This is a genomic window from Paraburkholderia hayleyella (assembly GCF_009455685.1).
GTDB lineage: Bacteria > Pseudomonadota > Gammaproteobacteria > Burkholderiales > Burkholderiaceae > Paraburkholderia > Paraburkholderia hayleyella.
This window is the reverse complement of the sequence record NZ_QPES01000001.1, coordinates 2,004,498-2,019,727: the sequence shown is the minus strand read 5'-3', so window position 1 is coordinate 2,019,727 and position 15,230 is coordinate 2,004,498. Positions and strand designations below refer to the sequence as shown.

General features: G+C 59.7%; 12 protein-coding genes. 6 read left to right on the top strand and 6 right to left on the bottom strand.

Annotation, left to right across the window (positions count from 1 at the left end; all coding sequences use genetic code 11):
- Both GH657_RS09005 and GH657_RS09000 read left to right on the top strand, forming a co-directional pair.
- The gene (locus tag GH657_RS09005) at positions 1-1,314 is read left to right on the top strand and encodes a polysaccharide biosynthesis protein (protein ID WP_174769974.1); all 1,314 of its coding nucleotides are present in this window, start codon (positions 1-3) and stop codon (positions 1,312-1,314) included.
- Positions 1,304-2,398, top strand: a complete 1,095-nt coding sequence (locus GH657_RS09000) for a hypothetical protein (protein ID WP_174769919.1) — start codon at positions 1,304-1,306, stop codon at positions 2,396-2,398. The genes GH657_RS09005 and GH657_RS09000 overlap by 11 nt, the downstream gene beginning before the upstream one ends.
- 52 nt (positions 2,399-2,450) lie before the next feature.
- Here the strand turns inward: GH657_RS09000 and GH657_RS08995 are convergent, their stop codons facing one another.
- Positions 2,451-3,476, bottom strand: coding sequence for a cellulase family glycosylhydrolase (locus tag GH657_RS08995; protein WP_174769918.1), 1,026 nt, complete (start codon positions 3,474-3,476; stop codon positions 2,451-2,453).
- Positions 3,477-3,769: 293 nt separating this feature from the next.
- On the opposite strand from GH657_RS08995, the gene GH657_RS08990 reads away from it, so the two are divergent.
- Entirely contained in the window at positions 3,770-4,954 is a 1,185-nt protein-coding gene (locus GH657_RS08990; RefSeq protein WP_153100372.1) for a cystathionine beta-lyase, read from the top strand.
- Between the two features lie 147 nt (positions 4,955-5,101).
- Here GH657_RS08990 and serB read toward each other — a convergent pair whose 3' ends face one another.
- A complete protein-coding gene (gene serB, locus GH657_RS08985; protein WP_153100371.1) occupies positions 5,102-5,941 on the bottom strand; it encodes a phosphoserine phosphatase SerB in 840 nt (279 codons plus the stop codon).
- Positions 5,942-6,720: 779 nt separating this feature from the next.
- Here serB and GH657_RS08980 point away from each other — a divergent pair.
- The 3 genes from GH657_RS08980 (at position 6,721) to GH657_RS08970 (ending at position 11,647) form a co-directional block, all read left to right on the top strand.
- On the top strand, positions 6,721-8,274 hold the full coding sequence (locus tag GH657_RS08980) for a ShlB/FhaC/HecB family hemolysin secretion/activation protein (protein WP_220094841.1): 1,554 nt from the start codon (positions 6,721-6,723) through the stop codon (positions 8,272-8,274).
- Positions 8,275-8,445: 171 nt separating this feature from the next.
- Positions 8,446-9,018 (top strand): DUF6013 family protein, encoded by a 573-nt coding sequence (locus GH657_RS08975; protein ID WP_153100369.1) that lies wholly within the window; start codon positions 8,446-8,448, stop codon positions 9,016-9,018.
- Between the two features lie 265 nt (positions 9,019-9,283).
- Positions 9,284-11,647 (top strand): AsmA family protein, encoded by a 2,364-nt coding sequence (locus GH657_RS08970; protein WP_153100368.1) that lies wholly within the window; start codon positions 9,284-9,286, stop codon positions 11,645-11,647.
- Here GH657_RS08970 and GH657_RS18020 read toward each other — a convergent pair.
- From GH657_RS18020 to argE, 4 genes are all read right to left on the bottom strand, one after another.
- Positions 11,644-11,877 carry a hypothetical protein gene (locus tag GH657_RS18020; RefSeq protein WP_174769831.1) on the bottom strand — a complete coding sequence of 78 codons (234 nt, stop codon included), beginning with the start codon at positions 11,875-11,877 and terminating at the stop codon, positions 11,644-11,646. The two genes, GH657_RS08970 and GH657_RS18020, sit on opposite strands and share 4 nt — an antisense overlap.
- A gap of 329 nt (positions 11,878-12,206) precedes the next feature.
- Positions 12,207-12,644: a large conductance mechanosensitive channel protein MscL gene (gene mscL / locus GH657_RS08965; RefSeq protein ID WP_153100367.1), complete on the bottom strand. Its 438-nt coding sequence runs from the start codon at positions 12,642-12,644 to the stop codon at positions 12,207-12,209.
- A gap of 127 nt (positions 12,645-12,771) precedes the next feature.
- Positions 12,772-13,806, bottom strand: coding sequence for a pyridoxal-phosphate dependent enzyme (locus GH657_RS08960; RefSeq protein ID WP_153100366.1), 1,035 nt, complete (start codon positions 13,804-13,806; stop codon positions 12,772-12,774).
- Between the two features lie 119 nt (positions 13,807-13,925).
- Positions 13,926-15,158 (bottom strand): acetylornithine deacetylase, encoded by a 1,233-nt coding sequence (gene argE, locus GH657_RS08955; RefSeq protein ID WP_153100365.1) that lies wholly within the window; start codon positions 15,156-15,158, stop codon positions 13,926-13,928.
- Between the last annotated feature and the right edge of the window lie 72 nt (positions 15,159-15,230).

The window sequence follows — 15,230 nt, the reverse complement described above, 5'->3', positions numbered from 1 at the left end:
ATGCGCCTCGCTGACGGTGTGCCCTTGCTGTTCCGGCTGATTCTTCGCTGCGCGTCGCTCGCGTTCAAGTTTGCCCTGACGATCGTCATTGCCCGCAAGCTCGGGTTCGATGCCGTCGGTGCCTATGGGCTAGCCATTGCCGTTTCCGTTGTCTCCTCGAAATTGCTGGGGCTCGGTTTTAGTGCCGAAATCAACCGGCGCTTGAGCGGTCCTGAGCCGCTTGTTGCCATTCGCGTTTCTGGCGTCCTAGCGGTGCTCTATGCCGCACTGTATCTGGTGTTGTGCGGGGCTATTGCACTGGCGCTTTCGTTTGGACTTTCGGCCCGTATCGGCTTGCATGCGCCACTCTTATGGGGCGTCGCGCTGGTTGCGCTCTCGGAACACGCGGCGCTCGAGGCGAACAGTTACGTGTTTTCGTTGCATCGCGCAGCAGCGGCTTCCGTACTGCTGTTCGTGCGTACGGGCGCCTGGGCTTCAATCGCTATCGCGGGCTTGCTGCTGGGCACCCTGCAGACCATAGAAAGTGTTTTCGCGCTATGGTTCGCGGCCAATGTTGGCGTTGTCCTCGCAGCGGGATGCCTGATCGTGCGAGCAAGAATGACGCTCGTACGATCAGGCCTGCGCGAGCAGCAGGACAGACACACACAGCCGTCCCGCTTGCGGGCCGATGTGTTGTCGATCTGGCGGCACGGCTTGCCGTTTTTTGCCGCCGTCACATTGCTGTCGCTCTTGCAATATCTCGAGCGTTTCGTGGCCTCAGGCGTGCTCGATCCCACGGCGCTTGGCCGCTATGTGTTCGCCTGGTCGATTGCGAATGCTGTGCAGACGCTTGCGTTTGCGAGCATCACCGCGATTGGCGCCCCCCGGCTCGTGCAGGCCTGCCACGCATCGCCCGGCGAATTCCGCGCGCTGCTGCAACGCATGATGCTTGCCGCAGCGGCGCTGACGCTCGCCATCTCGGCTGCGATCCTCGCCGCGAGCCCGCTGCTCTACACGCTCGCCCACGAACGCGCGAGCCGAGCCGATACGGCCGGGCTCGGCATTTTGCTGGTGTCGTTCGTCCTGCGTTCACTCTGCGATGTGATGTGGGCCGCTGCAGTCGCTTTGCGGGTCGGCGGCCGGGTCGCCGCCGCGATGGCCGCGATCGTCGTGCTGTGCGCCCCGGCCGCGTGGGGCCTGATGGTCTGGCTCGGCGTGACGGGAGCGGCGCTTGCGCACCTCACCGCCAGCATGGCGATAGCGCTGGCGCTGGCCAGCGTCGTTATGCGCGCCCAGCGGCCCAAGCCTCTGCCAGAGCAAGCCTATGCTGCATAGCCTGTTTGCAAAAGGCCCGCAATTGAGCGAAGGCGTGAGCCGTGCGTTCGCCACCGCCGCTGTGCTCGGCTACCTCGCACTGTTCGCCGCCGGCAGTGCCGTGCTGCCGGAATTCATCTTCCGCGATGCCGACAAGATCCAGGCGCAGATTGGCGGCTCGAACTCCTACGAAGGCTCGACGTTCGATACCGTCGGCAAGTTCTACGGCGCGCTCGGCGACGTGGGAACGAAGGTGTTCGTGGGCAGCATTGGTGCCGTGTTCGTCTGGATGATGCTGCGCATGACGCGCCGGGTGGGCGCGCTCGCTATTTGCATCGTGCTGCTCGGCGTCTGCGTGTTCTTCAATTTGTTCGTCGCCAGCAAGGACACGCTCGTCGTGCTGATTTCGATTGTGATCGCGCGTACCGCGCACCGTTTTTCATGGCACCAGGCGACCATTACGGCCATCGTCCTATACGGCGCCTATGCGGCTATCGTGCGCAGCTACTACGCGCTGATCCTGGCCATAGCCATCGTGGCGTTTGTGTTTCGCCTCGGCGGGGCGCGCATGAAGTTGCTGCTCTTGATAGCGATCCCGGTTGCGGTCTTCCTGCTGCCGGATACCGTGTACTACGCACTCGGATCTCCGCGCGACGCGGCGGTCGATTACCTCATCTACGGTTCGCCGTTCGGCGCGCGCACCGCGTTCTACAACCCGTTCCCACCCGATTCGTTCGTGAATTTCAGTGCGAATTATCTGTACTCGCTCGCTCGGCTGAACATGCCGATCGTGTTCGAAGCCGGAGTCAAGGAGTTTGGTTTGCAAGCGTTCATCTGGACTGCGCTCTGGGCCGCCCTGCACGCGCGAAGCCGCGCCGAGCGCCGCGCACTGCAGCGCTACGACATGCTGGCGTGCCTGCTGATCGGTCATGCCGCGGTATCGATGCTGTTCGAACCCGACCTTGGCAGCTATCCACGCCATTTGTCGAGTGTCGCGCTATTCTCGGCAACGCTGCTGGCCGTGCAAACAGCGTATGCCGAACGCGTGGCGATGCGCGGCAAAAACGTGCGTGACACGCCAGCTCCACAGGCGGCAATTCATTGATTCATTGATTCATTGATTCATTGACATACCTGAGGGCGATGCCGGAGCGGGATCAGTCTCTCGGAGCCATCTTCGTGCGCGAATTGTCGATGGGCATCATCGGATTGCGGTAGTAGCGGTAGCGCAAGGCATTCGCTACGACGTTCAGCGCAGGCTTGGCCGCGCCCTGCGCGGTGACGAGACCGAAGTTGCGCTCGCGCAGGGAGCCGGTCGTCGAATCCTTCCACGTGTAGAGGGAAACGACCGGTGTGCCTGTCGTCCTGATCCAGTCGAGGAAATTGCCGACCTCCTGGGCTTGCTGCCAGGGATCGTTCGCCACATCCGATGACCACCCCCACTCGGTAATCAGCGCGGGCAGCCGGTAACGAGACTGAATATTGACGTTGGATGCTTTGACCTGTTCCTGGGTCATGCTGTACGCATGGTATGAGAAGCCATTCAGACAGTTTGTCAACGGTGCCATTTGCTGCGATAGCGTGGCTGCGGTAGCGCCCAGATCCGGCGGCCGGGAGAACGCAAAGCCGATGACGGGTACGCGCAGCGATTGGGCTTGAAGGGCTGCGCAAACCGCGCGCATATAAGGCTGGAAAGTCTGCGTCACATTGCCGGTTGGCCAATATGCGGCGACATCCGGCTCGTTCCAGAGTTCGATAGCCAGCAGATCATGGCCAAAGGCATGCGCGAGATCCCCAGCTATTGAGGCAAGTTTGAAGCCTGCTGCCTGCAACATTTCTTCTTGCTGTGCCCCTGAAGCCGTCTCAGGCACGAGCGCATTGATCGAGCGGACGGTCACGAGTACCGGCAAACCAACGGCACGAGCATAGGCAAACGCTTCCGTGATCTCCTGCCGATATTCCACCTTGTTCAAGGCGTGCTCCCAGACCCCGAAGCGCACGAAGTCAAAACCGGTTCGCTTGATTCGGAACGCATCGCTAGCCGTGAAGGTATCGATATTCACTTGCACACCGATCTTTTGGACCCGGTCGATCGGAGTGGCGGCCAGGCACACGGAACAGGCGGCAAACAAACCAGAAACGGCGAACCAGGCTCCTGCCACATAGCGTACGAATGCTCTCATGAGAGTATCTCCTTCGTTCATTGATCGGCAATGCGCTTACGGGGGATGATCTGCCAGAACTGCGGCGTTTCGTTCTGGCACTCGGCCAAGCCATTAAATTTGCATTAAAATCAGATATTTAGGAAGGGGTGTGGCGGATTTGGGAAGAGGTATGGCGGATTTGTCATGAATCCCGGCCATCCCCTCAATAACCCGATCATTCGCGCTTCGTTTTTGTTTTTTCCACGCCCCTACGACGCTTCTACATTTTCACGCCGGTATTTTTCATCATCATCTTCTCCTTCGTGCCTCCCATGACCCAGCCTCCCTCGAAACGCCGTTTGCAAACCCGCATCGTGCATGCGCAAGACCAGCTCACGCCGGGCTTCGAATCGTTTGCCGTCCCGGTTGCCCGGGCTTCCACCGTGGTGTTCCCGGATCTCGCCACGATGCGCTCGCTCGACTGGCGCAACGACGCGCAATGGCGCTACGGCTTGCATGCCACGCCGACCTCGCTGGTTCTGGCGCAACGTCTGGCGATGCTCGAAGGTGGTCAGCATGCCTTGCTTCAGCCTTCGGGGCTGGCGGCGATTTCCAACGTGTATTTCGGCCTCGTCAAGGCGGGTGACGATGTACTGATTCCGGATAACGTGTATTCGCCCAATCGTGACCATGGCGAATGGCTCGCGCAGGATTTTGGGTTGACGGTGCGCTATTACGATCCACTCATCGGCGCGGGTATCGCTGAACTGATTCAGCCCAATACACGCCTGATCTGGCTTGAAGCGCCTGGTTCGGTGACGATGGAAGTGCCCGATGTGCGCGCGATCACGACAGTGGCACGCTCACGCAACATCATCACGGCGCTGGATAACACCTGGTCGGCCGGGCTGGCGTTTCGGCCGTTCGAACAGGGCGTGGATATCTCGGTGCAGGCGCTGACGAAGTATCAGTCGGGCGGCGCGGACGTGCTCATGGGCGCGACCATTACCGCAGACGAGGCGCTCCATCTGCAGCTCAAGACGGCGCGCATGCGCATGGGGCTAGGCGTGTCCGCCGACGACTGCTCGCTGGTTCTGCGCAGCTTGCCGAGCCTGCAACTGCGTTTTGCCCAGCATGACCGCAGTGCCCTGGCGCTGGCCACATGGCTCAAGCAGCGCCCTGAAATTGCCGCGGTATTGCATCCCGCGTTAGCCGATTGCCCGGGACATGCGTTCTTCAAACGCGATTTCACGGGGGCGGGCGGGCTTTTTTCGGTGGTGTTTGACGCACGTTACAGTGCCGCCCAGATTGATACGTTTTGCGAATCGCTTGAACTTTTCTCGCTAGGCTGGAGCTGGGGTGGCGCGCACAGTCTGGCGATGCCTTACGACCTCACCAGGATGCGGACTGAAACGCAGTGGCCTCATCGCGGCACGCTTGTGCGGTTTTATATCGGCCTGGAAGATGAGGCGGACCTGCGTGAAGATATTGCGCAAAGCCTGGCGGCGCTTGGATAAACGCGCGTACCGGAGCCGCTCATGCAACCGCTCATGCAGCCGCTCATGCAGCCGCTCATGCAGCCGCTCGAACAGGGCGCATGAGCGGCGGTTTTGTCAAAGCGCCGGCCAAGCGGAATCAGCCTCGGCTCAACCTCTACTTCTACCTCAGAAGAGCCGCAGCAGGCCATCCAGCCCGACATGATTGAACGCGACACTCGCCGCGTGACGGACCACGGGCTTGGCGCGAAACGCGATGGATAAACCCGCTGCCGCCATCATCTGCAAATCGTTCGAACCGTCTCCGAGCGCCATGGCGCGTTCGGGGACGAGGCCCAGTTGCGCACAGGTTTCGCGCAGCGTACGTGCTTTCACCGCAGCATCGACAATCTCTCCGCTGACTCGCCCGGTTAGCTTGCCGTCGACAATCTCAAGCGTATTGGCGCGCGTGAAGTCGAGGCCAAGGCGGATACGCAGCTTTTCGGTAAAAAACGTGAACCCGCCTGAAACCAGCAGCGTTTTCAGGCCCGCCGCACGCACGCCAGCCAGCATCTGTTCAGCGCCTGGCGACAGCGTGAGGCGCTCTTCGTAGACGCGTTCCAGCGCGCTTGCCTCCAGCCCTTTCAGTAACGCCACACGACGCGTGAGGCTCTCGCTGAAATCCTTGATTTCGCCGCGCATCGACGCTTCGGTGATGGCGGCGACTTTTGCTTTGAGCCCACAGTAATCGGCGATTTCGTCGATGCATTCGATCGTGATGAGCGTCGAATCCATGTCCATCGCCAGGAGGCCAAAGTCGCTGAGCTGTCTGCCGGGCGCGAGATAAGCGTAATCCAGCGCATGGGCTGTGCAATAGGTGACAAACGCAGCCGGGGGCGAGGGCTCGACGCCTGCGATATGCACGGCATGCGCGTCGGGTGTGACGCGCTGCGGGCCGGGCACGAGCGTGGCGAAGGCAGCGTAATGCGAGGCGGAAAGGGGAAGGGCGCTTTGAATAACAAGGTTCATGGCGACAGGAGTGGGCGACGGAAGGGCGGAAGGGCGAAAGAGCAGTGGGAAAGCAGCGGGAAAGAATAGGGACAACGGTGCGACAAGGTTGGCCATTGTAACGGCTAGGTGTTGCGCGTCTGGGTGAACCCGGACGCCAGGACGGCATGTGGTGAAAACCGATATGCCTCAGGTGCCAGAAACAGCCTCTAAAAGATAAAAATGAGATGGCGAGGCAAAAAATACATAACCGCTTTAAGAGCGGAAATTGTTTGCAAATATTTCACTATTATTGAGATAAATGCTCATGAATTTTGCAAAAATGTATTAAAACTGTATTTTTTGCGGTGCTTTAAGAGGATTCCTATAGCCAGCTATTTGATGTGATTCGGATACTTCGTATCGGTCAATTACAAGTTACTTTCTGAAATTCCCTTGCATGAAGATTTGTTTTTTACAGCCCCCCGTGATTCGTAGCCAGACGGGTTTGGGATGTCCGGGTCATTAACGCCGGTTTCGTCATGTCGCCTGTGGTTTGCGGACCATCGGTGTCCAGTTCAGGCACGCAGCCTCCCTCACGCCCGCAAGGGTCTGTCTAGTTAATGAAAACCTCATCAAAATATTTGGCATCCTGGATGCTTGTGTCCGGGGTATCCGGTGTGTCTCTTGCTCATGCACAAAGCATGGCGACAGGCGGGAGCACCGGCATGAGGCCGGTGGCGTTGCCATCCGGGGTGCCGGCCGTGTTGCCTAATACCGGCTCCCTTTTGCGTAATACGCCGGACCTCATGATGCCGGACATGCCGCGTCCGAATCGTGACGTCGCACCGCTGGACGTCCCCAAACCGGCGTCGGAGCCGGATAAAGGGGGTGAGGCCATTCACATCTCGCGGATCTACGTGGAAGATGTGCCTCCAGAGCTACAGCTCAAGGTGAACGAAATTGTCATGGGGAGCCAGGGACAAGAGTTGACCCTGAACGAACTCCGTGGCGTTGCCGCACGTATTTCCGAGGTGATGATCAATGGCGGCGAAGCGCTGAGTTACGCGATGATCCCGCCGCAAAAGGTAAAAGACGGGGTGATTCGCATGGTGGTCGTACACGGCCACCTGGAGCGTGTTGCGCTTGGCAAAAACAATTCGAGAGTTTCCGATGCGGTGCTTGAACGTTATTTGCGGCACGCCGGAACGCCCGAGGGTGATCTGAAGCCAACCCAGATCGGGGTAGCCCGCCTGGCTGACCTGCCCGGGGTGGGCGCGGTGGAGCCCGTGTTGTCGGCTGGCGAGACGCCGGGCGGGTCGGTGATGACGGTTGACGTGGGCGCCACACCGATGCTGTCGACGGCGCTGTTTGTGGATAACACGGGTTCCACCGTCACCGGACGCAATCGCATGGGCGTGCAGTTCACGGTGAACAGCCCGCTCAAAATAGGTGACCGTTTCCAGGTTGTCGGCTATGCGGCGCCGGATATTTTCCAGTTCAATACCGATAGCAACGGGGGCTACACGTTGCTTGGGCGGGCTTCTTACGATTTGCCTATTGGCGTAGGAGGGGCTCGGGCCGGGTTTGCCGCCGCACGGGTGAATTACGCCCTGGGGGGCGTGTACCGGGAAAAGGGCGACGGTATCGCCAACACCTTCTCGTTGTACGCCAGCCAGCCATTGCTGCGTGAAAGCAACCAGGAGCTTTCGCTGAACGCCACCGTCGATTACAAAACAATGCGCGACTCGACGCTTGGCGACAGCAACAAACGCTCCGATATCGTCGGCGGGGTGCAACTGTCTGGCAGCCGCAGCGGGACGCTGATCGGTTTGCCGAACGCGATTCAAGTCGATGTGGGCGCCGCAGCCGGACGGATTTATAACCCAAGCAAATTTTATGGCCGGGATTCAAATGGAATGTTTTACAAGGCAATGGAAAACGCCCATTTCACCCAGGTGCTGCCCCTGGGCGTGCTGCTCGACGTGAACTGGAGTGGGCAGCAGGCCAGCCAGGGTCTCGATAGCGTGGAAAAATTTACGCTCGCGGGCCCCACTGCTGTCCGTGGCTATAGCTCTGATATCCCAAGTGCGGATTCCGGTTGGGTCGCATCGGTGGCATTGAGTGCCCCGGTGCCGAAAGTCACTGGCCTGCGCGCTCAGGTGTTTTATGACCGTGCGCGCGGCAACCTGAGGAAATTCGCTCCGCCCAAGGTCGATCCAATCATTAATCTGAGCGGCTGGGGCGTGGGGCTGAACTACACCGTGAATAACCGCGCGAGCATGAGTCTTTCCTATGCGCGCCCGATCAACGGCCAGCCGCTTGGCGCGCGTCCCAGCGGCATGGTTTGGGTGAATGCGGGGATCAAGATTTAAAAACGCGGGACTCACGTCGTCTCGCGCGCTGTGTATGTAACAGGGGTAACAGCCGTAACAGCCGTATCGAGCGCATTGGACGTAGACTGACGGGGCAGCAAACAACCAAACAACCAAACAACGATAGCCGTATGTGTTCGACGTGCGGCAAGACAACAGTGAGGTGACAGTATGAGAGTCTGCTTGACCTTCTCCACCGTTTCCATGGCCGCATGCCTCGTGTGTGCCGGTGCCGCGATGACTGCCCCGGTTTTTGCCGCACCGCCTATCACCATTACCTCCCAGGCGTCGACGGATGGCCCGATTCGCTATACCGTCAAAGTGACGTCGAAACAGTTTGGCAATGCTCAGGAAACCCGCGCGATCCGTTCAGGCCAGTCCGACGATTACACCTGGAAAATGACGCCTCCAGGCAGCGCGATACAGGTTGCCGAAGATTGCCCCGGTTATGCATCGCTGGCGCTGGATGCCAACGGGGCGATGATGCGCCAGATCCAGTTACGCCTCGCGCCGGTGGTGGCGGCCGATGGCACGGCGAATGTCCAGTTGAGTTTTCAGGCGCAAGCCCCAGCCCCACGCGGCATAAAAGGGGCGAACGGGGCGAAGCAGACAGACAAGGCGCTCAAGTGTCCGGCTAGCATCACGGCCAGTCAGGTCGTGCGTTTTACGATGCCAACGAATGGCCGTAGCAAGACGCTGACGCTCAATGACGGCACGCAGATTTCCCTGACTGCACGACGTTAGCCTGCGCATCGCGCGGGCAGGTTGGCGCGATCTTGCAAAATAGCCATCAATGCGCTGGGTGCGTTGTGCTTACGCGCTGTGGTTGTGGTTACAGTGCGTTTGCATTGATGGCGCCTCCGTTACTTCCCCCACCAGACAGACCCGGCGCCATGTTGGCGCCACCGCCCTCTGAATGACGCTGGTTGAATGTTGGCTTGCGCGCTTCGCGTGAACTGGGCACGGTCTGTGCTTGATTGACCTGCTACGAAGCAACAGTGGAGCCCTCATGGCTGTATCTCAGATCTTCAGCAAAAAAACGGGAAAAATTGCGGGCTGGCTAGGACTTGTCATCTTGATCCTGTTTGCCGCGCTCACCATTTTTGTTCTGACTTTCGACTGGAACCGCGCGCGGCCATGGATCAATGACCGGGTGAGCCAGGCGATTGCCCGGCCTTTCGCCATCGAGGGCGATTTGAAAATCACCTGGCGCCGTCCCAATGAAGAGACCGGCTGGCGGGCCTGGGTGCCCTGGCCACGCTTTTCGGCTCAAACCATCACCGTTGCCAACCCCGACTGGGCACGGCAAAAACATTTCGCCACGTTCGAGCAGATCAACTTCGAGGTAAAAGTGCTGCCCTTGCTGGCGCACGATATTGTGATTCCGTCGATTAATCTGGTGAACCCCTCCATTGATCTTGAACGGCTCGCGGATGGGCGCAATAACTGGACCTTCAAGCTGGCTTCAACGTCTGGGCCGTCTAGCTGGAAACTGACACTGCACGATGTGGCTTTTGCCAGGGGCCGTGTCATTTATACCGACAAAAAAACGCAAACCGATATCAGCGTGGTTGTCGATACGCTGGGCCAGGCCGTGCCGCTAGGCGAAGTGATGAAAGCCCAGGAGCAGGCTGCGCAAGCGGCTTCAGCGCGCGTGGTGGGCCCGCGCGGGGCGAGCCGCCTTACCGCGCAAGTCGATGCCGCCGCGGCACGTGCGGCCGCGGCGTCTGCGGCATCCGCCGCATCATCGACGCAGCCTTCCCGCGCGAGTGTCGCCGCCGCGAGTGCGCCGCCACCCGCCACGGCTGAACAATCGGCCCCGCCTAGGCCGCCGCTCTATGCGATGAGCTGGAGTATCAAAGGGACTTACCGCCACCAGCCGGTGTCTGGCAGTGGCAAGACGGGCGGTGCGCTGGCATTGCAGGATGCAAGGCGGCCTTTTCCGCTGCAGGCCGATGTGACGGCGGGTGATTTGCACGTCGCGCTGGTGGGAACGTTGACGGACCCGCTCAACCTCGGCGCGATTGATCTGCGCCTGTGGTTGCAAGGCCGCAGCATGGCGCATCTGTATGGGCTGACCGGGGTGACGTTGCCCGATACGCCACCGTATGCAACGGATGGTCATTTGAGCGGAACCTTCCGGCGCAGTGGCAATGTGTTTCGCTATGAGCACTTTACGGGCCGGGTGGGCGGCAGCGATCTGAATGGCACGCTGACTTATACCGCTCGCACCGCCAGCAAACCGCGCCCATTGCTGCAAGGCGAACTGGTTTCAAACGTCTTGCAATTCTCGGATCTGGCACCGGTCATCGGTGCGGACAGCAACGCCAGCAAGGCTCAACGTGGCGATGCGGTGCGCCAGCCCAGCACGCGGGTGTTGCCGGTCGAAGCATTTCGCACTGAGCGCTGGAAGACCATCGACGCCGACGTGAAATTCACTGGGCGACGCCTGATCAAAGACCCCAGCCTGCCTGTGACGAATCTCTATACCCATGTCGTGATGAACAATGGCGTGCTGTCTTTGGAGCCACTCAGTTTTGGCGTCGCGGGCGGTACGCTGAGTTCGACGATCCATCTGGATGGCAGGGCAACACCGCTTAAAGGACGCTTTTCGACGTCGGCGCGTCACCTGAAGCTCAAGCAGCTTTTGCCGGAAGTCAAAACAATGCAGAGCGCGCTGGGCGAAATCAATGGCGATGCGGCTTTGTCCGCCACCGGCAATTCTCCGGCGGCGCTGGCAGCGACCGCGAATGGCGAGATCAAGGCGCTGGTGAGCGATGGCACGGTGAGCCGCCTGCTGATGGAAGCGGCTGGGCTGAATGTGGCGAACGTCGTCTACGAAAAACTCTTTGGCTCACGGGACGTCAAGATCAATTGCGCCGCCGTTGACTTTGTCGCAACCGACGGCGTGCTCGATTCGCGTGTTTTTGCGCTCGATACGGCCGATGCTGTCATCCATATCGACGGCCATCTCAACTTGCGCGATGAATCGATGGATCTGGGTATTCATCCGCATACAAAAGGGTTTCGGGTGTTTTCGCTGCGCTCGCCGTTGTATGTCAAGGGGACGTTCAAGAACCCGCGCGTGGGTGTCGATGCGGGGGCGCTGGCCTTGCGCGGCGGCGCAATGATCGGGCTCGGCCTGATCAATCCGCTGGCGGCACTGATTCCGCTGATTGCGCCGAGCAATAACCAGCCGTTGCCGTGCGCGGCGCTGATGTCGGAGATGCGGACCCGGCCCGGCGCGCCACCCCCCGGGCAAAAGCAACAGGCACGCGCGCCGTTGCTGCCCGGGCAGGATGGGGCGAGCCGCAAACCTGTGGCAAAGCCCACACCCGCGCCAGAGAATGCCGTTGATTATCGCGGGAGCTAGAGCGCGAAAGTTTTTGCACTGCCTGAAGCGCCTGATCCGGGCAGCACATGGGCATAGAGTACGGGCTCGTCCTCTGCACGGGCGCGGGCAATCCTGGTCTCAAGTTGCGCCAGGCGGCGTGAAATTCCGGAGTACGTCGAGATACGACCTGCTGGTTTTCGACTGTGCCGGGTCATGCTTTTTCGGAAAGGCCATAAAAAATTCGCCTGAAAAAGAATGGCAATCAACATCGCATTTTCACAGGTTACCGCTGAGGTGTTACATGCCATCTATTGATCTTTCACTTATCCTTCATTGCCCCGGTGTTTCGGCTGCAACGGATAAAGCGGCTCACGCGCCATCATAAACGCGCAAATCTCGCAAGAGAGGGTGTTTCAAAAAATATCCAGATGCGACGTTTTTGTTTCTGTTTTTGTTTTTGTTAAACCACTAAGCATAGGCATTAAAAAAGCCTGCCAGACAATAATCCGGCAGGCTTTTGGGGTTCACGCCGGTCATTCAGGATCATCCTCATCCGGACCATGGCGCAGTACGTGTGCAAAGCATTCGTACCGGGTATTTAACGTGGTGTGTTTTTCAGCGCATCACGAATTTCACGCAATAGCAGGACATCTTCCGTGGGCACTGGCGCCTCGGCAACCGCGGGTTTGCGCAAGTTATTAATGAATTTCACCATCAGGAAAATGATGAACGCCAGAATCAGAAAATTAATGGCTACCGTGATAAAAGAACCGTAACCAAACACGGCGGCCCCTGCTGTTTGCAGATCTTTATACGATTCAGGGTTACCTTTGAAACCGTCGGGAATATGGCCCAGCAAAATAAACTTGTTGGAGAAATCGAGGCCGCCGGTCACCAGGCCGGCCACCGGCATAATCAGGTCTTTCACGATTGAATTAACGATGGTGGAAAATGCCCCGCCAATAATCACACCAACGGCCAGATCCATCACGTTGCCTTTAAGGGCGAATTCCTTGAATTCCTTAATCATGCTCATGGGGTTTCCTTGGTTAAAGTGAGTGGCGCAATGATAGCTAACGCCTGCTATCGCGGATAGGGTTTTATCCGCGATAGCAGGTTTGACACGGCAACGAGCTCAGCTAGCCCGGCGGCTTGAGCGGGCTTTAAGCAGCCGGCTCAATCGCTTCCGCGTGAAGCGTGTGAGCCGCGAATGTCGCAGGGTCAGTATGCGTGCCGCATAGCAGCACGCCGACCCGCTTGCCTTGCAGGGTTTCCCGCAGCGGCCCGAGCAGTGCCGCCGTGGCGGCCGCACAGGCGGGCTCGACAGCAAGCTTGAGCTGATTAAACAGCGTCAGCATGCTGGCGCGCAATTGATCGTCCGTTACGGTGACGAGCGCGTCGATATGCTTGCGGCATAACTGGTAGCTATATTCTTCGGTATGCGGCGCCATGAGCGAATCCGCAATGGAATGCATCGGCCCCATCGTTACCGTATGGTTGGCCGCAAAGCTTTTGCCCATCGCATTGGATTGCGCTGGCTCGACACCATAAATACGGATGCGGGGGTTGGCGAGCCGCCAGGCCGTGGCCACGCCCGCGGCCAGCCCACCGCCGCCGATCGGCACGATCACGGCATCGAGATCCGGCGTTTGCGTTGCCCATTCGTAGCCGAGCGTGGCGGTGCCCAGCACGGTGCGGTAACCGTTAAACGGATGAACAAAATAACGGCCTTCTTCGGCTTCGATGCGGCGCACGATGTCGAATGCTTCCGGACCGTTGGCGGCGATCACGATATCCGCGCCGTAGCGCTTGCACCAGGCCACGCGCGCCGGATGCGCCGAGCGAAACAGCACGACTTTCGCCCCAATGCCCAGCCGCATCGCCGCGTAGGCCACGGCCACCGCATGATTGCCCCCCGACACGCAGGTTACGCCCGCACTGCGTTGGGGTTCGTCGAGCGCCAGCAGATGAGTGAACGCACCGCGCGTTTTGAAGCTACCGCCCACCTGAAGCAGTTCGAACTTGAAATTGACCAGCCTGTCTTCGAGCGAAGGAAAATCCAGCCGGTCAAAAGTAGGCGTACGCGCCACCCAGGGGGTCAGGTTGAAATGCTGGGCTGCGATATCGTCGAGTGTCGGGATCGGTTCGCCGTCAATGGTGTGATCGGTGTGCCGGGGTAAAGCCGTGGCGGTGGACATGGTGTTAAGCCAGAGATAAGCCAGAGAAGAAAAGTGCGGCGCAGCCGGAAGGGCGAGGCAAATGGCTCAATTGAAATGGCTCAATTGAACCGGAGTAGCCGAAGTCGCTGGTGGTGGGTTTAGCCGGCCTGGCCCGTGGCATCAAGCGACATGCTGCGAATGAACTTGTGCAGGAAGTGTTCGCATGCGCTGAGCTGTTCGAGCGCGACGAACTCGTTTGCCTTGTGCGCCTGCTGGATATCGCCCGGCCCGCACACGATGCTTGGAATGCCGGCCCGCGCAAACAGACCGGCCTCCGTGCCATAAGCCACTTTGCGTGAGCTCTGGTCCGCTGTCAGTGAGCGCACCAGGTGCGTGATCGCAGCCTGTTCCGCTGCATCGAGCCCTGGCGCGGCGGCGATCTGGGTGAACTCGATGGCTGCGCTTTCGTGTTCGCGCTGCATCTGGGGCAGAAGGGTTTCGCGGACGTACTGGTCGATTCGGGTAAAGATCTGGGCCGGATCGAGCGTCGGCAGATTGCGGAACTCAAAGGTAAAACGGCATTCGGCCGGCACGGTGTTGAGCGAGTTGCCGCCTTCGATCTGGCTGGTTTGCGCCGTGCTGAACGGGATGTCGTAGTGTTCGTCGAAAGGGCCTTGTGCGCGAAACTGATCGGCGATGTCGCGGATATGGCAGATCAGGCGCGCGGCGTATTCGATCGCATTCACGCCCTGAGGCGTCAGCGACGAATGGGCCGCGCGGCCGCGCACGCAGCACTGGTAAGCATTGATGCCCTTGTGCGCGACGATGGGGCGCATGCTGGTGGGTTCGCCCACAATGCAGCCGTCGGGTTTGACGCCGCGCCTGAGAAGGTCGTCGATCATCAGCGGTGCGCCCACGCAGCCGATTTCTTCGTCAAACGAGAGCGCGAGGTGAATGGGTCGCGCCAGCTTCGCACGCTGCATCTCCGGCACGAGGGTCAGCGCGGCGCCGATAAAGCCCTTCATGTCGCAGGTGCCGCGGCCGTAAAGTTTGTCGCCGCGAATTTCTGGCTGGAAGGGATCGCTGTCCCACTGCTGGCCATCGACTGGCACGACATCCGTGTGCCCCGAAAGCACGATGCCACCGTGAGTGGTGCCGTCATGGGCGGGGATCGTGGCGAACAGGTTGGCCCATTTGCCGCTCGGATCATGGGTGAGCGTGGCGCTCAAACCCAGTGCGTGCAGGGCGTCACGCACGGTTTCGATCAAACCCAGGTTGGGATTGCGGCTGACGGTATCCATGGAAACAAGGCGCATGACCCACGGCAGCGAAGCGGGAGAAGCAGGGGCGGACGGGGACGGGGTGCGAGCGGGTTCAGCAGTGTAGGACATGGCGATACTCCGGCATACGTAGCGTTCGATCATACCCAAAAACCGCTGATCGGGTTAGCCCGCTCCGGGGCC

Bases quoted from the DNA above. Each gene is read 5' to 3' on its own strand.
- GH657_RS08970 (WP_153100368.1), top strand. From the start codon at position 9,284: ATGGCTGTATCTCAGATCTTCAGCAAAAAAACGGGAAAAATTGCGGGC.
- GH657_RS08995 (WP_174769918.1), bottom strand. From the start codon at position 3,476: ATGAGAGCATTCGTACGCTATGTGGCAGGAGCCTGGTTCGCCGTTTCT.
- GH657_RS09000 (WP_174769919.1), top strand. From the start codon at position 1,304: ATGCTGCATAGCCTGTTTGCAAAAGGCCCGCAATTGAGCGAAGGCGTG.
- mscL (WP_153100367.1), bottom strand. From the start codon at position 12,644: ATGAGCATGATTAAGGAATTCAAGGAATTCGCCCTTAAAGGCAACGTG.
- GH657_RS18020 (WP_174769831.1), bottom strand. From the start codon at position 11,877: ATGTTGATTGCCATTCTTTTTCAGGCGAATTTTTTATGGCCTTTCCGA.
- GH657_RS08980 (WP_220094841.1), top strand. From the start codon at position 6,721: ATGCCGCGTCCGAATCGTGACGTCGCACCGCTGGACGTCCCCAAACCG.
- GH657_RS08960 (WP_153100366.1), bottom strand. From the start codon at position 13,806: ATGTCCACCGCCACGGCTTTACCCCGGCACACCGATCACACCATTGAC.
- GH657_RS08990 (WP_153100372.1), top strand. From the start codon at position 3,770: ATGACCCAGCCTCCCTCGAAACGCCGTTTGCAAACCCGCATCGTGCAT.
- GH657_RS08975 (WP_153100369.1), top strand. From the start codon at position 8,446: ATGAGAGTCTGCTTGACCTTCTCCACCGTTTCCATGGCCGCATGCCTC.
- serB (WP_153100371.1), bottom strand. From the start codon at position 5,941: ATGAACCTTGTTATTCAAAGCGCCCTTCCCCTTTCCGCCTCGCATTAC.
- GH657_RS09005 (WP_174769974.1), top strand. From the start codon at position 1: ATGCGCCTCGCTGACGGTGTGCCCTTGCTGTTCCGGCTGATTCTTCGC.
- argE (WP_153100365.1), bottom strand. From the start codon at position 15,158: ATGTCCTACACTGCTGAACCCGCTCGCACCCCGTCCCCGTCCGCCCCT.